Origin of the sequence: Citrobacter sp. MNAZ 1397 (assembly GCF_023613995.1) — a bacterium.
Lineage (GTDB): Bacteria > Pseudomonadota > Gammaproteobacteria > Enterobacterales > Enterobacteriaceae > Phytobacter > Phytobacter ursingii.
This window is the reverse complement of record NZ_JAKIVH010000001.1, coordinates 565,930-588,458: the sequence shown is the minus strand read 5'-3', so window position 1 is coordinate 588,458 and position 22,529 is coordinate 565,930. Positions and strand designations below refer to the sequence as shown.

At 53.2% G+C, this 22,529-nt stretch carries 19 protein-coding genes; all 19 read right to left on the bottom strand.

The window, feature by feature from the left end; translation table 11 throughout:
- Window positions 1-98: 98 nt before the first annotated feature.
- Complete coding sequence (gene galF, locus L2097_RS02485; RefSeq protein ID WP_041851958.1) at window positions 99-992, bottom strand: GalU regulator GalF; 894 nt, start codon at window positions 990-992, stop codon at window positions 99-101.
- A 178-nt stretch (window positions 993-1,170) separates the two neighbouring features.
- On the bottom strand, window positions 1,171-2,580 hold the full coding sequence (wcaM, locus tag L2097_RS02480; RefSeq protein ID WP_047369616.1) for a colanic acid biosynthesis protein WcaM: 1,410 nt from the start codon (window positions 2,578-2,580) through the stop codon (window positions 1,171-1,173).
- An 11-nt stretch (window positions 2,581-2,591) separates the two neighbouring features.
- Window positions 2,592-3,812 carry a colanic acid biosynthesis glycosyltransferase WcaL gene (wcaL, locus tag L2097_RS02475; RefSeq protein ID WP_085006484.1) on the bottom strand — a complete coding sequence of 407 codons (1,221 nt, stop codon included), beginning with the start codon at window positions 3,810-3,812 and terminating at the stop codon, window positions 2,592-2,594.
- Window positions 3,809-5,086 (bottom strand): colanic acid biosynthesis pyruvyl transferase WcaK, encoded by a 1,278-nt coding sequence (wcaK, locus tag L2097_RS02470; protein WP_047369614.1) that lies wholly within the window; start codon window positions 5,084-5,086, stop codon window positions 3,809-3,811. The genes wcaL and wcaK overlap by 4 nt, the downstream gene beginning before the upstream one ends.
- A gap of 77 nt (window positions 5,087-5,163) precedes the next feature.
- Window positions 5,164-6,642 carry a colanic acid undecaprenyl disphosphate flippase WzxC gene (gene wzxC, locus L2097_RS02465; protein WP_250352052.1) on the bottom strand — a complete coding sequence of 493 codons (1,479 nt, stop codon included), beginning with the start codon at window positions 6,640-6,642 and terminating at the stop codon, window positions 5,164-5,166.
- A gap of 9 nt (window positions 6,643-6,651) precedes the next feature.
- Window positions 6,652-8,046, bottom strand: coding sequence for an undecaprenyl-phosphate glucose phosphotransferase (wcaJ, locus tag L2097_RS02460; protein ID WP_142517905.1), 1,395 nt, complete (start codon window positions 8,044-8,046; stop codon window positions 6,652-6,654).
- An 84-nt stretch (window positions 8,047-8,130) separates the two neighbouring features.
- Entirely contained in the window at window positions 8,131-9,501 is a 1,371-nt protein-coding gene (cpsG, locus tag L2097_RS02455; RefSeq protein ID WP_250353115.1) for a colanic acid biosynthesis phosphomannomutase CpsG, read from the bottom strand.
- A 131-nt stretch (window positions 9,502-9,632) separates the two neighbouring features.
- On the bottom strand, window positions 9,633-11,069 hold the full coding sequence (gene cpsB, locus L2097_RS02450) for a mannose-1-phosphate guanyltransferase (protein WP_250352051.1): 1,437 nt from the start codon (window positions 11,067-11,069) through the stop codon (window positions 9,633-9,635).
- Window positions 11,066-12,370: a colanic acid biosynthesis fucosyltransferase WcaI gene (gene wcaI / locus L2097_RS02445; RefSeq protein WP_047369610.1), complete on the bottom strand. Its 1,305-nt coding sequence runs from the start codon at window positions 12,368-12,370 to the stop codon at window positions 11,066-11,068. The genes cpsB and wcaI overlap by 4 nt, the downstream gene beginning before the upstream one ends.
- Window positions 12,367-12,840, bottom strand: coding sequence for a GDP-mannose mannosyl hydrolase (locus L2097_RS02440; RefSeq protein WP_047369609.1), 474 nt, complete (start codon window positions 12,838-12,840; stop codon window positions 12,367-12,369). Before L2097_RS02440 ends, wcaI begins: the two co-directional genes overlap by 4 nt.
- Window positions 12,841-12,842: 2 nt before the next feature.
- On the bottom strand, window positions 12,843-13,808 hold the full coding sequence (gene fcl / locus L2097_RS02435) for a GDP-L-fucose synthase (protein WP_047369608.1): 966 nt from the start codon (window positions 13,806-13,808) through the stop codon (window positions 12,843-12,845).
- A gap of 2 nt (window positions 13,809-13,810) precedes the next feature.
- A complete protein-coding gene (gene gmd, locus L2097_RS02430; RefSeq protein ID WP_041851967.1) occupies window positions 13,811-14,932 on the bottom strand; it encodes a GDP-mannose 4,6-dehydratase in 1,122 nt (373 codons plus the stop codon).
- 28 nt (window positions 14,933-14,960) lie between these two features.
- Entirely contained in the window at window positions 14,961-15,509 is a 549-nt protein-coding gene (gene wcaF / locus L2097_RS02425) for a colanic acid biosynthesis acetyltransferase WcaF (protein ID WP_085006487.1), read from the bottom strand.
- A 146-nt stretch (window positions 15,510-15,655) separates the two neighbouring features.
- On the bottom strand, window positions 15,656-16,402 hold the full coding sequence (wcaE, locus tag L2097_RS02420) for a colanic acid biosynthesis glycosyltransferase WcaE (RefSeq protein WP_047369606.1): 747 nt from the start codon (window positions 16,400-16,402) through the stop codon (window positions 15,656-15,658).
- Between the two features lie 13 nt (window positions 16,403-16,415).
- The gene (wcaD, locus tag L2097_RS02415; protein WP_085006488.1) at window positions 16,416-17,636 is read right to left on the bottom strand and encodes a colanic acid polymerase WcaD; all 1,221 of its coding nucleotides are present in this window, start codon (window positions 17,634-17,636) and stop codon (window positions 16,416-16,418) included.
- The gene (gene wcaC, locus L2097_RS02410; RefSeq protein ID WP_250352050.1) at window positions 17,611-18,828 is read right to left on the bottom strand and encodes a colanic acid biosynthesis glycosyltransferase WcaC; all 1,218 of its coding nucleotides are present in this window, start codon (window positions 18,826-18,828) and stop codon (window positions 17,611-17,613) included. The genes wcaD and wcaC overlap by 26 nt, the downstream gene beginning before the upstream one ends.
- A complete protein-coding gene (gene wcaB, locus L2097_RS02405) occupies window positions 18,825-19,316 on the bottom strand; it encodes a colanic acid biosynthesis acetyltransferase WcaB (RefSeq protein ID WP_250353114.1) in 492 nt (163 codons plus the stop codon). Before wcaB ends, wcaC begins: the two co-directional genes overlap by 4 nt.
- Window positions 19,316-20,158 carry a colanic acid biosynthesis glycosyltransferase WcaA gene (gene wcaA, locus L2097_RS02400; RefSeq protein WP_165158294.1) on the bottom strand — a complete coding sequence of 281 codons (843 nt, stop codon included), beginning with the start codon at window positions 20,156-20,158 and terminating at the stop codon, window positions 19,316-19,318. The genes wcaB and wcaA overlap by 1 nt, the downstream gene beginning before the upstream one ends.
- Window positions 20,159-20,364: 206 nt before the next feature.
- Entirely contained in the window at window positions 20,365-22,527 is a 2,163-nt protein-coding gene (gene wzc, locus L2097_RS02395) for a tyrosine-protein kinase Wzc (protein ID WP_047369601.1), read from the bottom strand.
- Between the last annotated feature and the right edge of the window lie 2 nt (window positions 22,528-22,529).

Genomic DNA, 22,529 nt, shown 5'->3' with positions numbered 1-22,529 from the left:
TAAAAAAAGCAGAGAGGGCGGTCAAAGCCAAAAGCCTCAGTGACCACTCTCATCTGCCCTTTTGTAAGTTAATACTTATCTGTTTTTTTTCTAACTGATTACTGGGTCAAAAGTTTCTTAATACTTTCGCGGAATTTTTGACCTTCTTTCAGATTACGCAGTCCGTAGTTAACGAACGCCTGCATGTAACCCATTTTTTTACCACAGTCGTAGCTCTCGCCGGTCATCAGCATCGCATCCACGGACTGCTTCTTCGCCAGTTCCGCGATGGCATCGGTTAACTGAATACGTCCCCAGGCGCCTGGCTCAGTACGCTCCAGCTCCGCCCAGATTTCAGAGGAAAGCACATAGCGGCCCACCGCCATCAGGTCTGAATCCAGCGTTTGCGGCTGATCCGGTTTTTCGATGAACTCGACGATACGGCTCACCTTACCTTCGCTATCCAGCGGCTCTTTGGTCTGAATCACTGAGTACTCAGACAGATCGCCTTTCATGCGTTTTGCCAGAACCTGGCTACGACCGGTTTCATTGAAACGAGCAACCATTGCCGCCAGGTTGTAACGCAGCGGATCGGCAGAAGCGGAATCCAGAATGATATCCGGCAGGACAACCACGAACGGATTATCACCAACAATGGGGCGCGCGCAAAGGATGGAGTGCCCCAGGCCCAGCGGCTGTGCCTGACGAACGTTCATAATGGTCACGCCTGGGGGACAGATAGACTGCACCTCGGCCAACAGTTGACGTTTAACACGCTGTTCAAGTAACGCTTCCAGCTCATAGGAGGTGTCGAAGTGGTTTTCGACAGCGTTTTTGGAAGAATGTGTCACGAGGACGATTTCTTTGATCCCTGCAGCAACAACTTCGTCGACGATGTATTGAATCATTGGCTTATCGACGATAGGTAGCATCTCTTTAGGAATAGCTTTGGTGGCGGGTAGCATATGCATCCCCAAACCTGCTACCGGAATAACTGCTTTCAAATTAATCATTATGCCTTCCACCTGTAAATGATTGATAAATTATAGACCTTCAACTTCTTTTCGCCAGCGTCCACGGGACGAGTTGCCGCGAAATATGTTACGCCGATTGTCTTATAATTGCTGTAGATGTAATCCTGGCAGCGAAATAAAGTCACCAGGATTCATCGTAAAAGCGGCGAAAAACCGGCTACCGCGATGCTGCCGGCAAACGGAAGTTGAGATTTTGCACATTCACAACCTGATGATCGATACGATCGATATCAACGGAACTCTGCCCTTTTTCGTTCACCGCCTTAATATTGGCCAGCGAAAGCAAGGTATCCTGACGCGCCATAAAGCGTCCCCGCACATCCTTGCGTAAATCGAAGTTAAGCTTGAGCGCCGGCCCCACAGACGCCTCTTGCATGACATTGATGTTTCTCAGGAAAAGATGCTGCGGCTTGTTATGAAACTCCAGCGTTGCCCGCTGTAAGTTGAGATTGGTAATGGCCACAAATGAGGTGGCGTTACCGGACGATATCTGGATACCGCGCAGCTTGTACTGACTCTGTGCATTTTCCAGGTGAATATCGTTCAGTTTGAAATTTTGCGGAATGGACAAATAATCGCCTTTGATAACCCCGTAGCCGATGAGCATCCCGGCGCTGTTGACCATCGATACGTTGTCGATGACAAAATTGTCACAGCCATATATCGCCACCGTCGCGTTATCAATACCGGCTTTTTTGCTGAAGTCCGGCGTAATATTTTCTGCCTTAATGTTACGAATAATAAAATGTTTGCCGTTTTCAACATGGACCAGCTGTCGGCAATTGCTGCCGGTGATGTTGGCAACAACAAAATTCTTCACCGCCTGATCTTCCGGGTAGGTGTTATCGTAGGTACTGCCCGCCAGCCCAATGCCGATTCCCCAGTTGATTTTACCGTTGGTACAGTCAATGTGATCAATGACATGGTCGGAGATGAGGATATCGCGATCGTTAATGGCGACGTTCCATTCCACCGCGTCCCCCTGCAGGTAGCTAAAGTGGCTATTGGTGATTCGGGCGCCAATAATCTGATTATGAAAACCCTGGCGCAGGATGGCGTAGTTAGCTTTCGTGACGGTGATGTTATCGATGGTCAGATTGCGCATCACCTTCGGCTCTTTACCACCGATGTAGATTTGCGCCACCGGGCCATAACCGCTCATATTTAATCCCTGAATAACACAGTCTGAGCCGCGCACATCCAGCGTCAGATTGTACAGGCTACCGCCCTTCTCGCCGATGACCTTACAGCCATCCTGCAATACCAGACGCCCGCGGCCATTGCTTTTAATACTCCCTCGCACCAGCAGCGTTTTCCCTGGCGGGATGAAGACCCCGGTATTGAGATTTTCACACACCACCCCTTCCGGGATTTCGACCGTTTGCGCGTCGTTAAAGGCCTGCTTCAACGCCGCAGGCCAGTCGGTTGTCTGATAGCGACGGATATCCACCGTGTCGGCGCGCGCTGTGGCGACCGGTAAAAAAGGCAGCGCCGCAAGAGCGGCGCCAGCAGTCAGGAAACTGCGTCGGTTAAACGCAAATCGATGCTTTTTTTCAAACTCAGACATAGGACCTCGATTCAGAGCGCCTGTAGCAGCGTGGCAAGTTGCTGATTGATACGTTGCTGGTTGAAGTCGGTTTCGATTTTTTGGCGAGCGCAGGTAATCACCGGTGTGAGATCCTGACGCTGCATCGCGCTGAACTCAACGAGTTTATCCGCCAGCGTGCGGGCATCATTTTCTGGTACCAGCCAACCTGACTCCCCCGGGTTGATCAGTTCAGGAATACCGCTGTGCACCGTCGACACCACCGGAATACCCACGGCCATCGCCTCCATGAGCGCCACGGGAATCCCTTCCATATCGCCATCCACACCGGTCACCGACGGCAATAAAAAGAGATCGGCTTCATCCAGCATCGCTTTGACCTCATGGCTGGGCTTAAAGCCCGGCATATGGATCACATCATCCAGTTGGTATTGCTCAATCAGGGTGCGCAAGCGCCGCTCCCACGGGCCAATGCCCAAAATGGTCCAGGTAAAGGCCACGCCACGCTCTTTGAGCAAACGGCAGGCTTCAATACCCACATGCAGCCCTTTTTTCTCGGTCAGTCGCGCGACAGAGATCATCTGTAGCGGCGTTCCGGGGGCTTTCACCGGGCGCAGGGTAAAACGGGCGATATCCACCCCCATGCGCGAGATGGCAATTTTTTCTTCCGGACAACCCATACTGCGTAGCCGTCCGGCCCACAGCTCACTAATAGGCAACATCAGATCGCCCCGGCGAAAAAGCTGTTGATATTCTGGGGTATAGTGACTAAGTACATCCCGGTGCGAAATATCAATGCCGTGGAAAACAGTGGCAATCTTGCCCTGTAACAGACCCAGTTCGCGCAGTTTCGCCGCCGTAACCCCTGCCGGGCCAAAATGGGCAATAAAGACATCGGCACGAAAGACCTGCGGTGTCAGACCGCAGATGGCTGCCAGAATCAGGTTTCGTGCCTCATCACCGTAGCGCGACATATTGAGCGCTTTCCAGGTGGAGGCGCGCCCCGCGCCGCGTAATATCGCTTTTCCGCGATAGCGCAGTTTCGCCAGCTTGCCCTCTGGCTCGTCCAGTAGCCAGTGGGTTTTCTCCGCCAGGCGATACTCTGTCCAGGCGCTATGGGTGTTCTGCAAATCGCCCTTATGCAGCGCGACGATTTCCACCTCATAGCCCATGTTGATAAACGCCACTATCTGATTCAGAACAAAAGTTTCTGAGGCGAGCGGGAATTTCAGCAAGAAGAAGCTGACTTTCATTTCACCTCCCGAATGCGATCCAGCACCGATTTCACCATCAACGCGCCTTTCTCACGCTCGGCCGCCACGGCGGTAGCAAGGCGTTGATTGAGTGCAGGCAGTTGTCCGAGCGTGTCAGCCGCCATGGACGCCAGCGAGCCATCCAGCAGGTGGCGAATATCCACCGCCATCTCCGGCATACCGAGCTGCTGCATAATCCCGGCTGATTTGTGTTCGTAGTTAATGGCGATAGCCGGCGTACCGAAGTTCATCGAGATAATGGCAGAGTGCAGACGCGTTCCTACTGTCAGATCGCAGGCGGCGAGAATTTTGCCCATTTCGAGGTCGTTAAGTTCATCCATCACCACATGGTAGCGGGACGGGTCGCTAATATACTGACGCAGATTGAGCGCCACCATTCGGTCATCTTTGTTGTAACTGTCGATACCGGTACAGGTGGAGAGCGCGATCACCTGCCAGCCTGCATCCAGGATCCGGTTTACCACCTCAGCAAAGGCTTTTTCATAGGCTTGCTGGGTGGTATTGAGACGGCGGTCAAACGGGGCAAGTTCACGCAGCGTAATAGCGACGGTTTTCTGTTTCGCCGCCACATCCAGCCAGTGACGCACGGCATAGCTGGGGGTAAACGACGCATCATCTTCCACCAGCCAGGCGGTATCGACGCCCTGTTCGACTTTCTCGGTCGTGATTTCACTCTGCTTCATCAAATTCAGACTGACGCTCTCACGCAGGATCAACGCGTCGCAATGGCCAAAGACGTAATTAGCCAGTTGATTAAACTGCGGATCCTGGAACGGCCCGACGCTGTGACCAATCATATACAACGGTTTTTTGGCCATAAACGTACACAGAGCATGTTCGAACTGCGGGACGCCATAAAGGTCGACAAAAAAGGAGCCGCCGACCTGGATAATCGCATCATAGCCTGCCAGCAGGCGGACAAAATCGGTAAAGCCCTGGGCAATGGCAATGTTGCGCAGCTTTCCGCTGTCTGTCACCCGGGAAAGCAGAACCTGGTGCTGGTAGCGACGGCGCAGAACCTTTTTCACCCGCCCCACTAGCCCGGCGGCCGTATTGTGCGCTTTCATCTGGCTGTAAAGCGGGTCACCCATTACCGGACGGTTCAATAGCCAGGAAGAACTCACCGGATAGCGGCTCATTACGTCCACTTCCGCTTGTGGTTCGATGCGGGCAATCGCATCCAGCAACCCGCGCAAAATGGCGCTGTCGCCACGGTTGCCGCAGGTGTGATTGCCAAGAATTAATAATTTCATAATGACCTCTCAGAGAATTCCCCTCACCCTGGCCCTCTCCGCTGGGGCGAGGGCTGGGGTGAGGGGGAAAATGAATATCAACCTGCACGCAAGAGCGTTTTCATCTTTTCGTTGCGGCAAAACTGGCGCTTCATCTCCACCACCAGCGCATTGCGTGACAGCACAATCATCGCCGCGAACGCCAGCGCGCCCGCCGCCACCTGAACGGCAAGCAGTGCCGACACCGGCAGACGCCCGGCGAGTGCCAGCCCCAGCCCGTAGCTCACCACCAGCGTCGGCAGTGATAAATAGAACGGCAGCCAAAGACTCAGGATGTACTGGCGATAGCTGGATCCCAGAACAGGTTTGATCATCACGAAATAGCTCAGGACGGTGTTGATAATCTGCACCAGCAGAAAGCCCAGCGTGACGCCAATCGCGCCTGCCAGGTGACCGCCGACAATGATGGCGGGAATAAACAAAAAGGTTTTGAAGACATTAAATTTAAAGCTGATATCCACCCGGGCTTTGGCCATTAACAACGACCCAATCGGATTGCCGACCGCACGCAGCAGACCCACAATGCACAACAGTTGCAGGACAGGAATGATGCTGCTCCACTTCTCGCCAAACACCAGCGGCACGAAATTGTTCGACACCACCAGCAGCCCCAGCAGGATCGGGAAGTTAATGATCCCCACCACCGACAACAGCTTGTAAAAATTAAGCCGCAGCTTTTCCGTGTCATCCTGAATTTTGGCAAACGCCGGGAACAGGACGCGCGTAATAATGGGGTTGAGTTTCATTGGCGGAACGACGGCCACGTTATAGGCCAGGTTGTAACCGCCCGCGACGCTGGCCCCAAGGATGCGCGCCAGTACCAGCGTGGAGAGATTGGTGTTCAGGTAGTTAATGACGCTGTCCGCCGTAAGCCACGCGCCAAATTTGAGATTGGAGCTGACCGAACGCAGCGAAAAGTGCAGGCCAGGACGGTAGATCTTGCGGCCAAACCAGCCGAAGAGCAGCGTACGCACGGCGCTGTTCACCAGATAACCGAGGATAGCGGTCATTGCCAGCGGCCAGAAAAAGGCGCTGACCACCGTAAAGGTAAAACCTGCCAGCACCGAGACGGTTTCAATACTGCCGATCTTGTTAAACTCCAGCTCCTTTTGCATCAGCGCCCGGAACTGCTGACCATGCGGAATCAGCACAAAAGCCAGCGACAGGGTTTTTATCAGCGACGCCAGATCCGGGTTATGCAGCACGCCGGCAATCAGATCGCTGAGTAAAAAGATAGCCACACAGACCACCAGCCCCAGCCCGACATTCAGCCAGTACAGGGTGGTGAGTTCGAGGTGGCTTATCTCCTTACGCTGGATGATGGAGTTGGCAATACCAAAATCCGATAGCGTATCGGCGAGCGCGATAATCACCAGCGAGACGGTGAGCAGGCCAAACTGGTGGTTATCGATAATGCGCGCCAATACGGTCATCTGTACCAGGCCAAGCCCGATAATGGTCAACGTTGCCATGGCCGACCATTTCGCCCCGCTGATGGTTTTTTCACGTAAGCTCATGACCACTCCTTAATACGCCGCTTTATTCACAAACCCTTTAAAGATGGTCAGAAAAACGATTTTGATATCGAACCAAAGACTCCATTCACGGATGTACTCGAGGTCGAACTCAACGCGTTTTTCCATTTTTTCCAGCGTATCCGTCTCGCCGCGCCAGCCATTGATTTGCGCCCAGCCGGTAATACCCGGTTTCACTTTGTGACGCAGCATGTAGCCTTCAATGAGCTGACGGTACTGCTCGTTATGGGCCACCGCATGGGGGCGTGGACCGACAATTGACATCCCGCCCGTCAGCACATTGATAAACTGCGGCAACTCATCCAGTGAGGTCCGGCGCAGGAAGCTGCCGACTTTGGTCACGCGCGGATCGTTTTGCGTGGCCTGGGTCACCACCTTGTCGTTCTCCATCACTTTCATGGAACGGAATTTCCACACCTTGATGGGTTTACCGTCCATGCCATAGCGGGTCTGGCGAAAGATAATCGGCCCCGGGGAAGTCAGTTTCACCGCCAGCGAGATCCCCAACAGAACCGGTGAGATCAGCATCAGGATGAGGGACGCCAGCACAATGTCTTCGAGACGTTTGAGAATGCGGTTGACGCCCGACAGCGGCGTGTCATACAGCGGTACCACCGGCACTCCATTCACCTCTTCAATCCGCGAATGCAGAATATTGAAGGTGAAAACATCAGGTATCAGGATCACCGAGCAGGTGGTGTCCGCCAGTTGGCGCACCAGATGTTTGATGCACTGCGCGTCGTTCATTGACATGGCGATGTAGACGTTATGGATTTTCCCGGCACGGGCATCGTCAAGCAGTTGGTCATAATTGCCGACCCAGTCACTGCTCACGCCACCCGGTTTCGCGTCGTGATAGACACCGACCACTTCAAAACCCAGCCAGGGTTCATTACGAAAGCTCTCCAGCAGTTCTTGTCCGGCGGGAAGGTCGCCCGCCACCGCAACGCGACGCGTGTTATAGCCATGATTACGCAGCCAGCCGGCGGCAAAACGGATAATGCCACGGCAAATAATCAGCCCTGAGCTGCTGAGCAAATACCAGGCAAAATAGAGGGCAAAGGTATTGTTAAGTTCGCTGCGAAACGCCACCAGACCGGCGCTAAAGACAAAACTGAGGGTCCAGTTTTGCAGCAATAACACCAGCTCGGTCATAAACCGCACACCACGCCATGAACGATAAAAATCGGTCATGCCGCCGATCATCTGGAACACCACCAGGGTAATCAGCGCCATCAGCAGATGCTGATAAAAGAACGGCAACGTATTGAGCCTACAGACGATGTACAGGCCACCGAACATGATGGTGATGTCTGAGAATCGCTGCACGATAGAGATTAACGATGCATTCGTTTTGGCCCGGTCGCGCTTTTTTAGATTTGTCATCGTTGTACCTATTCATTCGTTTTCCCCCCACCGCAGCCCTCTCTCCTCGCGAAAGAAGGTTAGAGTGAGGGGGAAAAACAGGGATTACTGTTTCAACAACGCCAGAATGTCCTGTGTTCGCGCCTCCATCAGCGCAGTGTCGCCGCGCGATTCCACGTTCAGGCGCACAACCGGCTCGGTATTGGATGAGCGCAAGTTAAAGCGCCAGTCCGGGAAGGACATGCTGATGCCATCGGTACGGTCAACGCTAAGCGCAGAACCGGTGAAATGGGCTTCGACGCGGGCAATGGCAGGGGCGGCCTGATCCAGCTTTAAGTTGATTTCGCCGCTGGCCGGAAACGCCGCCATGCGATCGCTGACCAGCGCCTCCAGCGTTTTGCCCTTGAGACAGAGCAGCTCAGTCACCAAAAGCCAGGGGATCATGCCGCTATCGCAGTAGGCAAAATCGCGGAAATAGTGATGCGCGCTCATCTCACCGCCGTAGATCGCATCCTCTTCACGCATGCGCTCTTTAATAAACGCGTGCCCGGTTTTCGACATCACCGGCTTACCGCCCGCCGCGGTTACGACATCCACCGTGTTCCAGGAAAGGCGCGGGTCGTGGATGATCTTCGCGCCGGGGTTTTTCTCCAGGAATGCCTGAGCCAGCAGACCGACAATGTAATAGCCCTCGATAAACTGGCCGTTGCCGTCAAAGAAGAAGCAGCGGTCAAAATCGCCGTCAAACGCGATACCGATATCCGCGCGATGTTCGATGACCGCGTTGCGGGTATCGTCGCGGCACTCCGGGAGAAGCGGGTTAGGAATGCCGTTCGGGAAGTTGCCATCCGGGGTGTTATGTACCTTGATAAAGGTGACAGGAACATTGTGCGTCTTAAAGCGCTGCTCCAGGGCATCAATGACCGGTCCTGCCGCCCCGTTCCCGGAATTGATCACCAGTTTTAACGGTTTGAAATTCGCCAGGTCGACATAGCTGAGCAGGTGATCGATATAGGCATCACGCAGGTTGATTTGCCGATAGCTGCCGCGTTTTTGCGCATTCACCGGCGGGAAGTCATTCGCTTCGGCCAGGCGCTGAACATCGCGCAGCCCCGTATCACCGCTGATTGGACGGGCACCTTTACGGACGAGCTTCATGCCGTTGTAGTCCATTGGGTTATGGCTGGCCGTGACTTCAATACCGCCATCTACGCCCAGGTGGAAGGTGGCAAAATAGATCTCTTCGGTGCCCGAAAGCCCGATATCCAGAACATCCACACCCGCATCTTGCAGCCCTTTGGCCAGCGCCAGTTTTAATGTTTCGCTCGTTAAACGGACATCGCCGCCCAGCACGATGGTTTGCGGTTTTAAATATTCGCCGTAGGCCCGGCCAATCCGCCAGGCAATATCTTCATTCAGCTCTTCACCCAGCTTGCCGCGAATATCGTAGGCTTTAAAACAGGTTAATTTTTCCATCATTACCTCGTTTTCAGGCAACAGTTAGCCCTCTCCGGTGTGGAGAAATAATCAAAAAGAATTCATTTGTTATATCTATCCGACGTCGCGTTGCGGCAAATCAGCAGCGGCGCGAAAGATGTCGGACAGTGTCAGATGCGTCCGTAACGATCTTCAAACCGCACAATATCGTCCTCTTCGAGATAGGAACCGGAGCGTACTTCAATTAAATCGAGAGGTATTTTTCCCGGGTTCTCAAGACAATGGCGCGCACCGAGCGGAATGTAGACCGACTCGTTCTCACCCAGCAGTTTGATCTCGTCATTGATGGTGACTTTCGCCGTACCCGCCACCACCACCCAGTGTTCAGCACGATGGTGATGCATCTGAACCGAGAGCCCTTCGCCGGGTTTCACGGTGATGCGCTTCACCTGATAGCGATCGCCTGCGTCAATGGAGTCATATTTACCCCAGGGACGATAAACTTCACGGTGGATGTGGTGTTCATGGCGGCCATCCGCTTTGATTTGCTCGACCACTTTCTTCACATCCTGCACGTGGTTACGGTCCGCGATCAGCACGGCATCCTTGGTCTGCACCACCACAAGATCTTTCACGCCGACGGTGGTGACCAGACCGGACTCCGCATAGACGAAGCTGTTCTCGGTATCATGACTGATGACGTCGCCGTGATGGACGTTTCCCTCAGGAGTATGGGCGCTGATTTCCCACAAAGAGGACCAGGAGCCCACATCACTCCAGCCAGCATCCATCGGCACCACCACCGCATCGGCCGTTTTTTCCATTACTGCATAGTCGATAGACTCTTCCGGACAGGCCAGAAACGCGGCTTCATCAACACGGATAAAGTCCAGATCCGGATCCGTCACATCCATCGCGCGCTCGCAGGCCTCGTAAATATCGGGACGATATTTTCTCAGCTCCTCCAGATAGCGCCCGGCGCTAAACAGGAACATGCCGCTGTTCCAGTAATATTCACCGCTCGCCACATAACCCTGCGCGGTTTCCAGATTTGGTTTTTCGACAAACTGCGCCACATCGAAGGCCAGGCCATCGCCTTTGCCTGGGGTTACCTCGCCACGGCGAATGTAGCCATATCCGGTCTCCGGCAGGTCCGGTACGATGCCAAAGGTCACCAGTTTGCCGCTTTCGGCATAGGCCAGAGCCTGACGAACCGAGGTACGAAACGCTTCTTCATCCTGAATCACATGATCCGCCGCCAGCACCAGCATCAGCGGGTCGGAGGTCGGGTTATGACGTGTGATCGCCATCGCGGCCAGCGCGATCGCGGGTGCGGTGTTGCGCCCTGCGGGTTCAAGAATGATGTTCTCCGTCAGCTTGTTAAGCTGGCGCAACTGCTCGGCAACAATAAAGCGATGCTGTTCATTGCAGATAACCACCGGACTTTCACACTCCACCCCATCCAGGCGGCAGACGGTGGTCTGCAGCATGGTCAAATCACCTTTCAGGCAGAGGAATTGTTTGGGATACAGGACACGGGAGAGCGGCCACAGGCGGCTGCCGGAACCCCCGGCCATTACCACCGGATACAGTTGTGTTTGACTCATGATTTATCCCCATTCCCTTCGTAATTCAGACGTTCGTCTTGCGCATGGGCAGCCTGCCCTGCGCTCACCGTCGGATCGCGTCGGGAGATATCAGTCATAAACTGGGTTAACACGCTCTCTTTCTCGAGCGTGCGTTCGGCATATTCACGTGCCACCGTGTTGGTTTTGGGCATCAAAAGTGCCTGTTCGATGCCCGCCGTCAGCGCCGGCACGGATTCGGGTTCCACACACACGGCGATACCCGGCGATGCCAGACAAAGCTGGCCCAGCTCGGTGGACGCTTCGGCGGTGATAACGGCATTGCCGCCCACGGCGAGAATATTGGTCAGTTTCGATGGCAGCACGGCGTCCGCCGCGCCACGTTTTTGAATCACCAGATGGCAATCGGCCATCTTGAGCAGCGCTGGCAAGGCGTCGTAAGGCTGCAACGGAAAGAATTTCACGTTATCCAGCCCCTGTTGCAGGGCTTGCTTTTCCAGTCTCGCTTTGCCGCCGCCCTGCCCCACAATCACAAACAGCCACGGTTGTTCGCGGAGGTTAGCCGCAGCCGCAATCACATTTTCAAGCCCCTGCTTCTCACCGATATTGCCGGAGTAAAGAATGATTTTTTTATCCTCAGGCAACCCCAGAGTCTGTCTCAGTTGCGCGACATCCTGCGGATCAACGTCGCGAAAGCGGGCCACTTCTGACCAGTTCGGAAAGAAGATTATCCGCCCGGCTTCCACCCCTTTTTCCCGTGCTTTGTTCATCATTGAGCGGGAGATGGTGGAGACATTGTCGACATTGTGCAGAGCGCTGCGCTCAAACGCGGTAGCCAGTTTCGCCACTTTGCCGGTTTTGCCTTTCCCGGCCATCCCTAAGCCAAGCATGGCGTCGACTTCATAATCCTGAATATGCAATAGCGTGCGGGCACCGGTGAGTTTTGCCAGCAGACGCATGCCCGGTGTACAAAACAGCGTCGGTACCACGCCGATGATGCGATCCGGCTTCCAGCGTCGCTGTGCCATCAGCGGAAAAAAGCTGCTCACGGCGAAGCTGGTCAGATGGATCAGTCGTTTCAGTGTCGAGGGCTGTTTCGGTACATACAGTGGACAGCGCCAGACGGTCGCGGCACCGCTTTCCCGGCGATAACGCCAGGTGGAATACGCCTTACCCACCTGCCACTCCGGGTAGTAAGGCGGCGCGGTAATGACACGCACGTCATGCCCCTGCCGGGCCATCCATTCAACCATTTCGCCCGTGTATTTACCGATACCGGTTAATTCCGGCGCATAGTTGATGCCGTAAACAAGAATTTTCATAAGCCCGGTACTCCCCGCGCTTCCTTGAAATAGGCGCGGCTATTGTCATGTACCAGCGGATCGGCAATCAGCACATCGGGCGTCAGCCAGCGATAGTCATCGTGCTGTTCTGTCGGCAGCGCCAGCGTGGAGGCATCGACCCGTAAGCGAAAACCGAGCACGATGTAGTGGGTAGAAAAATCGCTGCCGGAAAAGTTGTCGTCATAGAAGTGCTGCCAGACGCCATAAAACTCTCCTGCCGACATCGGCAGGAGTACGCCCAGTTCAGCCAGCGTCAAACGTTCAAACGCGCTCGCCAGAGGTTCATCTTTTTGCACCCGTCCACCCGGTACAAACCAGTAACCCTGCGCCGGACGATTCGTACGCTTGCCGAGCAAAAACTCGCCGCTGTCGTTCTCCACAATAAGATCGATGGAGATAAGCGGAGTCGAACGCACGACCGTGGCAAAATCTTCCGGACGTAAAAACATGCTTACCCCCTGAACCGTTGCTGATTTTCGAGGAACCACTGGTAGGTGCTTGCCAGCCCCTGCTCCAGCGAGATCTCGTGATACCAGCCAAGCGCATGCAGGCGGGAGACATCCAGCAGTTTGCGTGGCGTACCATCCGGCTTAGTGGCGTCAAAGACCACCCGACCTTTGTAGCCCACGACCTGAGCGACCGTTTGCGCCAGTTCACGGATCGTGCAATCCAGCCCGGTGCCGACATTAATGTGCGACAGCATCGGTTCGGTATTCTCCTGCCACACTTCGCGATCCAGCTCCATCACATGAATGCTGGCTGCCGCCATGTCGTCCACGTGGAGGAACTCGCGCATCGGCGTGCCGCTGCCCCATACCACGACGTCAGGCGCATTGCTGAGCGTGGCTTCATGAAAGCGACGGAGCAATGCCGGGATCACGTGGGAGTTGCTCGGGTGGAAGTTGTCATTCGGCCCGTACAGGTTAGTCGGCATCACCGAGCGATAATCACGGTTGTACTGGCGGTTGTAGGACTCGCACAGTTTGATACCGGCGATTTTGGCAATCGCATACGGTTCGTTAGTCGCCTCCAGCGTCCCCTGAAGAAGCTCACTTTCCGCCATCGGCTGGTGCGCCAGCTTCGGGTAAATACAGGATGAACCGAGGAACAACAGCTTGTTCACGTCATGCAAATGCGCCGCGTGAATGATGTTGCACTCAATCATCATGTTCTCGTAGATGAAATCTGCCGGGTAGGTGTTATTGGCGACAATGCCACCTACTTTCGCCGCCGCCAGATAGACCTGGTCGATACGTTCGCTGGCAAAGAACGCCTGCACCTGCGCAGAATCCAACAGGTTCAGTTCGTCGCGGTTACGCAGTACCAGTTCTACGTCTTCACGTTGCGACAGCAGTCTTACGATGGCCGACCCGACCATGCCGCGGTGACCCGCGACAAAGATACGTTGTTTCGTCATTCTCAGGACTCCAGCGCGATGGCAACCTCGTAACCGTGAGCTTTCAACAGCGAATGTTTTTTCGCCGCTTCAAGATCTTTGGCTACCATCTCAGAGACCATCTCCTGCAGCGTGGTTTCCGGTTTCCAGCCCAGTTTTTCGTGTGCTTTGGTCGGATCGCCGAGCAGAGTTTCCACTTCTGCCGGACGGAAGTAACGCGGGTCAACGGCAACAATGACATCGCCCGGTTTCACGCCTGGCGCGTCATGGCCGGTGACGGAGACAACAATCCCCTTCTCTTCCACACCCTTGCCTTCAAAGCGAAGTTTGATACCCAGCTGCGCCGCCGCCATTTCCACAAACTGACGCACGGAATACTGCACGCCGGTGGCGATAACGAAGTCTTCCGGATGGTCCTGCTGCAGCATCATCCACTGCATCTTCACGTAATCTTTCGCATGGCCCCAGTCACGCAGAGAATCCATGTTGCCAAGGTAGAGGCAAGATTCGAGCCCCTGAGCGATGTTGGCAATGGCGCGGGTAATTTTGCGGGTTACGAAAGTTTCGCCACGGCGCGGAGACTCGTGGTTAAACAGGATGCCGTTGCAGGCGTACATGCCATAGGATTCACGGTAGTTTACGGTGATCCAGTAAGCGTACAGTTTGGCGACAGCATACGGAGAACGTGGGTAGAATGGCGTGGTCTCTTTCTGCGGGATTTCCTGAACCAGGCCATACAGTTCAGAGGTCGATGCCTGGTAAAAACGCGTTTTCTTTTCAAGGCCCAGGAAGCGGATGGCTTCCAGCAGACGCAATGTCCCCATCGCATCTACATCGGCGGTGTATTCTGGTGATTCAAAAGAGACCGCGACATGGCTCATCGCCCCAAGGTTATAAACCTCATCCGGCTGCACTTCCTGCAGAATACGGGTCAGGTTAGAGGTATCCGTCAGATCGCCATAGTGAAGGTGGAATTTCGGGTTACTGGTGTGCGGATCCTGATAAATATGGTCCACACGCTCAGTGTTGAATGAAGAGGCACGACGCTTGATGCCATGAACTTCATAACCCTTTTCCAGAAGCAGTTCTGCCAGATAAGAGCCATCTTGCCCGGTAACGCCGGTGATGAGAGCGACTTTAGACATATTTTATTCCTCTATTACTTATCAGAAGTTATTCAGTTTTTACGCGTTCGCGCGTTACCACTGCGGGGTTGCCACGGCAAATTGCATTTGCCGGAAGCGTCTTAAAAACACTGCTGCGCGCACCGACAACCGTTCCGTCACCAATACGCACGCCGGGAGCAACAAAGACATCCGTTGCCAACCAGCATTTATCGCCAATCACGATGGGCGACGCGGTAATATCAAAGTGCGCGCTCATAAAATCGTGACTACCGGTACACAAATAACATTTCTGCGAAATCACAGAATTAGCGCCGATTGAGATCTCGCCCAGGGTATATAAAACAGCGTCATCGCCGACCCAGCTGTAATCACCCAGCGTTAATTTCCATGGATACGTTATTTTCACTGACGGACGGATCACTACGTTTTTTCCGATTTTTGCACCGAATAAACGCAGCAGAAAGGCACGCCAGCGATACATAATTTGTGGCGACCAGGCAAATAATGTCGACTGCACCGCCCACCACAATTGAACCTTAATAGCACTCCCGCCCCGAAAGCCTTTCGGCACGGAGAATCCTTGTAAGTCTTGCATCGTGTTTCCTTATACGTTGCCCTTTATTCTTCAAGCTACCGTTGCGTTGACTAAATTCGTTTAACCGCACCGTTTACTTAAGTCAGCGCATCGAAATTCTCTGACTTGCCGTCATTCCGCAACTCGAATTACTCAGGGCATTCACATTACGCTTTGTTATATAAGGCTTTCGCTTTACCGGTAGTGCGCAGGCGTAACAGATACGATAATTCCGCCCAGAAGCCCGGCACATGTAATATTTTTCGTTGGACGTTGCGAGCATCCCGACATAATTCAAGGTTATTCGACGTAGAAACGCCACCCATAGAAAATTCGGATACCAGACCGTGCAGGCGTTTGAAGCGAAAGCCTGCTTTGAACATTCTGGCTGCCAGCGCGTAATCGGAAGAGACTTTATATTGTAAATCGTAGGGGTAGGTTTTCAGGCCGCTCATCGGGAAGAATATGGCCTGATGGCTGGCAGGCAAGCTGTGATAAATATACCAGCCACGTTTTGCACTACGGCGTATTTTTGTACCATCGCCGAAATCTAATAAGGCATCGCCAATGTACATTGCATTGTCACGTTCTTGTGCCAGCTGGCGGATAACTTCAACGCTTTCCGGATGCAGGATATCACCTGAATTGAGGAATAACGCGAAGCGGCCATTGGCCATACTGATGCCTTTATTCATCGCATCATAGATGCCGTTATCTTTCTCGCTGACGTAACGTAAGTGGTACTGCCCGTTGAGATTTTCCAGAAACTCTGCGGTACCGTCAGCAGAGCCACCGTCCACAACAATCCACTCGAATGCGATATCCTGCGCCTGTGCCAGATGGGCCAGCGATTTCCAGGTTTTCATCACGCCTTCATAATTACGAAACGCAACAGTAATAACGCTTAGTAACATGTGACCCACCTCGTCATATGCTCGAAATATTTAACGCCTTGCGGAAAATAAACGGGCAAACAATTAAAAATGCGTATTCAGGGCTAAAGATCGATCCCGTAAAAAACCACGATATAGGAGCGAACAGATAAAGCTGAACACGAAAATTCTGATTATTACCAAACGCATTGACAGTCATTCTTGCAACTTTGAACAAATACCAACCGGTCAGTAATACGGCAAACCATGAAAAATAGATAATTAACAGATACAAGCCATTGTCTATGGTTTTGCCGACATCTGCACCGTTAAAGATTCCGAATGATGCAACATATTCGTAAAGTGAGCCAAATCTTACAGCACCATCAATGTTTGTCAGGGAATATCCCACCATCGCCAGCGGTCCGATAATGCGATAATAAGAGGAGGAGCCTTCTGTTCCTAAATCACCGAGACGTTCCGCAATATAAGGAAAGGCGAACACCACCCCGACAACAAATACCGCCAGTGAAATAATTGCCAGCGGCAATTTCTTGCGTATCGCTTCCTTGTTTAAATACTGAAATGCCCATTCCAGTAGATAAAAAAGGATAAATGTCATTACCCCTGAAAACGATCCCGAAAGAACTATCCCTGTCAGAATCATAGCATCTGTCTTCGGCGTTTTGATACCAAACTGTTTGATGCTGAGCCAAATTGAGATTAATGCCAGGGCGAAGAATGCCGGTTCGAAATAGAGTGCCGTCGTCCTCTTACCACCAAATTTGATAAAATTCAGTACGTAGCTGTTACTGTAAATCAGATATTTCGAAATTATCTCCATGAGACTGCTGCCGCCAGAGAGAATAATTTGCGCCATTTCCGCTGCCGCCAGCATCACCACCAATGCAACCACTACATAAAAGAAGCGAAGTATTTTGCGGTAGTTATGCGGCGAAACCGTTTTGAAGCGAATACTCCATACCATGCCGATGATGATAACGATATAAACAAACAGCATCGTTGACGTCACATACTTACTGGCGTTCAGTGACTGCCCAAAAATGTAATTAAACAGCGTCAATCCGGCACCGGTGCCCAGGGCTATCATCAACTTTTTCAGATTGATTTTTTCCACATAGAGCAACAGCAACAGCGGTAAGAACGTAACGATGGTTATCGGAAAGCTTTCGCCAAGCTGGAAAATTTTCACGTTAACCAGCAAGTAAATCAGCGGCAGCAGGAGATAACTACAGACCCTGATAGAATGAGACATATTCCTCCAGCATCTGTTGCCCGCTATATGCGCGACGGCTGCGCGCCCGAAACGCATCCAGCGATGTGCCAAACACGGCCTGCGCGATATCGGCTTTATGAAGTTGCGCCAGCGGCACAACTTCCGCTTCGCTAAAGGTCTTGCCGCCCGACTTCTCCAGAACTTCACGCGCGGCATCACTGTGCGTGGCGATAACCGGCACGCCGATGGAAAGCGCTTCACACAAAATCAGCGGATAGTTGTCCACGCGTGAGGTAAAGAGCAGCGCATCCATCTGGTTGAGTTCGCTCATTAACTGACGCTTATCGGTCAGAAAACCGTGGTTGACTACGTTTGGTCCCTCAAAGGGAGAAAACTTGCCAAAGGTATGCAGTTCAACGCGCTCGCCCAGCGCCATCACGTCACGAACAAGTTGTTGATTAGTCTTACCGTCATAGCGCAAATCGTGGGCCACCACGGCGATTTTCGGTCGCCCATGGGTGACGGTAACCGGGGGCAAATCTGCAAGAATGGCTTCGGTCGCTACATCAATACCATTATTGATAATGCGGCAACGACCCGCGCCGTACAGGCTATTGAATGCCTCGGCCACATGCTGACTGGGGGAAATAAACTGGCAGCCCAGCGCCATCATCTCGTTAAACAAACGGCGTTTCTCATCCACCAGTTGCTGCGCGCGATCCACTTTTACCGGCGGATAGTTCGTCAGCGTCGGGCACTTTTTGCATCCCTGTTTCCAGCCTTCACAGCCATCAGTGAATGCACAACGCCCGGTGACGCTCCAGTGATCATGCAGCGTCCAGACAAAGGTCACATCAGGCTTATGCGCTTTCAGTCTCTGGCAGAACGCCACCAGGTCTTTCAGGTTCAGCCAGTAACTGTGCATCACGTGAAAGTGCAGCACCACCGGCCCTTTGGTGCGGCTGACGCTGCGATAGAGATTATTAAGATTGCCAAAGACATCGCGGTTAAACAGGCGAAACAGCGCCAGGTTTGCCATTGAGGTCAGACGCGGCGTCTGTTTAAACACATTGGGATACTGGTCATGGCTGACGCTTTTCTTGCCGCCTTTCCCGTAGCCGTAAACAAAGCGTGAATGCATGCCCTGCTGCAGCGCCCGCTGGTGTAAATCCAGCGCGACACCTGCCGCGCCGCCCTCTGCGAGGCGAACGTTAAATTGTAATATGTTCATTTGATTGCCTTCACCCGCGCTTTTTCACCCACCACCAGCGCATTATCCGGCACGTTGTCGAGCACAACGCTGCCTGCGCCAACCATGACGTTATTACCAATGGTGATATCACCCAGCAAGACCACGTTAGCCCCGAGTTCAACGTTGTTGCCGATAACCGGACAGGCCAGATTGTCTGCGCCACGATTACCAATGGTCACACCATGGCGAATGGTGAAATCATCCCCCGCGACCACATGCTTATTAATGACCACGGCGTAGCCATGATGAATGGTGAAACGACGGCCAATGGTCGCCGCCGCCTGGATCTCATAGCCAAACAGACATTCCGTCATAAAGCGGTAAACCACTAGCACGGGCGCCGCCCACAGGTTGTTGAGCACATTTTTCTTGCGCCATACGGAGCAAAAATGGGCGACGCGATAGGCCGCGACCATGCAGCACGGGCGCAAACTCCATTGATTAGCGCGAAAATCTTCTAATCGCATCATTTCCCTCGCAAACCATCAGCCAGACGCTTGCCATTGCGTACCGAGAAAAGCGTCAGCAGCGTGCGCCAGTTCATGCGCTTATTACGGATCTGGTAGAGCGTGAACAGCTGATATTTCTTGCTGGCGCGGTCAAATTTAGCTTTGTGTTTCCGGTAGAAGTGGAAGTAGCCCGAGAATTTTTTCGGCGACGAGGTAATCTGCATTTCACCGTGATTGATGTGCAGAATTTGCGTCGCTTTTTCGATTTTCCACGGCTCGCCATACTGCTCCACCATGCGCAAAAAGATGTCGTAGTCCTGTGCCGCTTTCAGTTGCGTATCGAACAGGCACTCCTTAAAGCGCCAGGACCAACTGAACACCTGGTTGCCCACAATGTTGCGCTTGTAGAACAACTTGCGGGAAAACGGCGATTTTGGGTAAAGCGGTAAGCTGGTCGGTTGTGAATAGACTTCGCCCTGACAGACATAGTCGTTGGCATAGAGAAAAGCCCGCGATACCAGCTGGTGTTTATGTTCCAGGAAAACAGACAGGCGGTCCGGCGTCCATTCATCGTCATCATCAATACCGGTAATAAACTCGCCTTTCGCCTGCATGATGGCCTGGTTGCGCACCGCGCAGGCGCCGGAATTAAACGCGTTACGGGTATAGGTCACACGCGGGTCATTCAATTCGGCCACATAACTCTGGAGTTGCTCAAAGGCAGTTGAGCAGTCGTCTACAATGATCAATTCCCAGTGGGTATAATCCTGACGCAGCACCGATTTGATAGCGCGAATAGCCAGTTGTTGACGGTTCCATGTCGGCATATAGATCGAGATTAACGGACGTTCTGTGGTCATTTTCTTCCCCGATTGATCAATATTCCTCTCACCCTCTCCCTCTCCCTTGAGGGGCGAGGGAAAGCTGTACGCCCATGTGCAAGCGAGAGCACTCTTTTCCCCTCTCCCCGGTGGGGTAAGGAAACGGTTGAGTCCATTTACAAGCGACTACGCTTTTCCCCTCTCCGCTGTGGGAGAGGGACGGGGTGAGGGGTTAGGGTTAAACGTTATTTGCTATCAGACTTGTATTCATATTCGTAATAGCCGTAATCCTGATAGCCGGTAGCACGGCGGAAAATGGAGTTCAGGATGACGCCTTTGACCTGAATACCGTTTTGCTCAAAGCGGCTCAGACTGGTCTGCACCTCTTTCACCGTATTCACCGCATAACGCGCGACCATCAACGTGGTGCCCGCGTGGCGTCCCACGATCGCCGCATCCGTCACCGCGAGGATTGGCGGGGTATCAATCAGCACCAGGTCATAATGTTTACTCGCCCAATCCAGCAACTGCGTGAAACGCTCGCTCATTAAGAGTTCGGACGGGTTCGGCGGGATCTGCCCACGCGGCACCAGATCAAAGTTCGCAATGGAGGTTTTTTTGGCACAGTTTTCAATACTGCCCTTGCCAACCAGAATATCCGACAGACCATTAACGTTATCGGTACCGAGCAGTTCGTGGGTATAGCCTTTGCGCATATCACAGTCGATCATCAGCACGCGTTTATTGGTCTGGCTAATCACCGCCGCCAGGTTGGCGCAGACGAATGTTTTACCAATCGACGGGCTCACCCCGGTCATCATCAGGACATTATTGGGTGCCTGCATCATGGCGAAATGGAGACTGGTGCGCAGGCTGCGTACCGCTTCAATCGCCAGATCCGCCGGGTTACCCACCGCCAGCAACTGGCGCTGTTTGTAACGTTTGCTGCCCTTGACGGTTTTGACCGTATCGCGCGCTTTTTGCCACTCCGACAGCGGAATGCTGGCATAAACGCTGATCCCCTGCTCTTCCAGCGACTGCGGGCTTTCGATACCACGATTGAAGAGTGAACGCAGAAGAACCACGACCACAGAGAGGATTAGCCCCAGGATAACGCTGCCGAGAATGATCAGCGCTTTTTTCGGTTTCAATACCCCAGGCTGAGTAATGGCCGCATCAACAATGCGTACATCCCCCACGGTGCTGGCCTCGGTAATACGCAACTCCTGTTGTTTGTTCAGCAACTGCATATAAACCTGCTGACCGGACTCCACATCACGCGTCAGGCGGACAATCTCCTGCTGCGTTTTTGGCATTGCCGTCACGCGGGTGTTGAGTTTGGCCTTTTCATCTTCCAGCGCTTTGCGTTTTTCCAGCAGTGTGCGGTAAGCCGGGTGCGCTTTGGTGTACAGCTTGGAAATCTCCGCCTCTTTAAAGGTCAGTTCGTTCAACTGCGCATCGATGTTAACCATCGAGTCGAGTACCGATTTCGCTTCCAGCGGCAGGTCAACGGAGTCTTGCTGCTGGCGATAGGTATTGAGTTTGTTTTCGGCCACGTCCAGTTTGGCGCGAACTTCCGGCAGTTGTTTATTCAGGAACTCCAGGCTCTTCGCGGCTTCTTCGGACTTACGCTCAACGTTCTGTTGCAGATAGTTGCGGGTAATGCTGTTAAGAATGTCGCGGATCTGATCGCGATCTTCGCCGGTATAGGTCAGGCTGAGCACACCGGTATCTTTACCGTTCTCGGTAACGCTCAGATTATTTTGCAGGTTATTGATCATTCCGAGCGTGGAGAATTTCGTCACGGTGAATTCGCTGTCGTTCGCCGCCTGAATAGCGCTAACCACCATAGTCACACCGTCCTTGCTTAACGGTTGCCCCACTTCGCCATGTGCGCTAAAGCCTCCGTCGCTGGTCAGAGAGTACTGTTTCGGCCCCAGCACCTTAAGGGTGAAGACCTGATCTTTCATCTCTTTAGGGAGGGTGAACGTCGTGACTTTGACCGTATCATCTTGCCGACCCATCAATCTGTCCCAGCCCGCGCCAAAAACCGGAAAGGTGTTTTTGGTCACGGCGATATCCAGATTTAAATCATTGACGGTTTTGCCCAGCACCAGCCTGGACTGAATCAACTGAATTTCCGCTTCCGACGCAGGGGGTTTGTTAGCCAGCGCCGAACCGATATCCTGCACCAGGGAATTACCGGTATTCTGCTCGATCTGTACCAGCGCATCCGCGCTGTAGATTGGCGTGGCAAACAGGCAGTAAACGATAGCGGCCACGGCAAATAAGCCGGTGATCCCCAGCACCCACCAGCGGGCCTCGACGACTGTACCGATTAATCGCCCTACATCGATTTCATCATTTCCCACCGTCGACGCGGCGGAATGGTGTGTTTTCTCTGTCATTG

Bases quoted from the DNA above. Each gene is read 5' to 3' on its own strand.
- galF (WP_041851958.1), bottom strand. From the start codon at position 992: ATGATTAATTTGAAAGCAGTTATTCCGGTAGCAGGTTTGGGGATGCAT.
- wcaM (WP_047369616.1), bottom strand. From the start codon at position 2,580: ATGTCTGAGTTTGAAAAAAAGCATCGATTTGCGTTTAACCGACGCAGT.
- wcaL (WP_085006484.1), bottom strand. From the start codon at position 3,812: ATGAAAGTCAGCTTCTTCTTGCTGAAATTCCCGCTCGCCTCAGAAACT.
- wcaK (WP_047369614.1), bottom strand. From the start codon at position 5,086: ATGAAATTATTAATTCTTGGCAATCACACCTGCGGCAACCGTGGCGAC.
- wzxC (WP_250352052.1), bottom strand. From the start codon at position 6,642: ATGAGCTTACGTGAAAAAACCATCAGCGGGGCGAAATGGTCGGCCATG.
- wcaJ (WP_142517905.1), bottom strand. From the start codon at position 8,046: ATGACAAATCTAAAAAAGCGCGACCGGGCCAAAACGAATGCATCGTTA.
- cpsG (WP_250353115.1), bottom strand. From the start codon at position 9,501: ATGGAAAAATTAACCTGTTTTAAAGCCTACGATATTCGCGGCAAGCTG.
- cpsB (WP_250352051.1), bottom strand. From the start codon at position 11,069: ATGAGTCAAACACAACTGTATCCGGTGGTAATGGCCGGGGGTTCCGGC.
- wcaI (WP_047369610.1), bottom strand. From the start codon at position 12,370: ATGAAAATTCTTGTTTACGGCATCAACTATGCGCCGGAATTAACCGGT.
- L2097_RS02440 (WP_047369609.1), bottom strand. From the start codon at position 12,840: ATGTTTTTACGTCCGGAAGATTTTGCCACGGTCGTGCGTTCGACTCCG.
- fcl (WP_047369608.1), bottom strand. From the start codon at position 13,808: ATGACGAAACAACGTATCTTTGTCGCGGGTCACCGCGGCATGGTCGGG.
- gmd (WP_041851967.1), bottom strand. From the start codon at position 14,932: ATGTCTAAAGTCGCTCTCATCACCGGCGTTACCGGGCAAGATGGCTCT.
- wcaF (WP_085006487.1), bottom strand. From the start codon at position 15,509: ATGCAAGACTTACAAGGATTCTCCGTGCCGAAAGGCTTTCGGGGCGGG.
- wcaE (WP_047369606.1), bottom strand. From the start codon at position 16,402: ATGTTACTAAGCGTTATTACTGTTGCGTTTCGTAATTATGAAGGCGTG.
- wcaD (WP_085006488.1), bottom strand. From the start codon at position 17,636: ATGTCTCATTCTATCAGGGTCTGTAGTTATCTCCTGCTGCCGCTGATT.
- wcaC (WP_250352050.1), bottom strand. From the start codon at position 18,828: ATGAACATATTACAATTTAACGTTCGCCTCGCAGAGGGCGGCGCGGCA.
- wcaB (WP_250353114.1), bottom strand. From the start codon at position 19,316: ATGCGATTAGAAGATTTTCGCGCTAATCAATGGAGTTTGCGCCCGTGC.
- wcaA (WP_165158294.1), bottom strand. From the start codon at position 20,158: ATGACCACAGAACGTCCGTTAATCTCGATCTATATGCCGACATGGAAC.
- wzc (WP_047369601.1), bottom strand. From the start codon at position 22,527: ATGACAGAGAAAACACACCATTCCGCCGCGTCGACGGTGGGAAATGAT.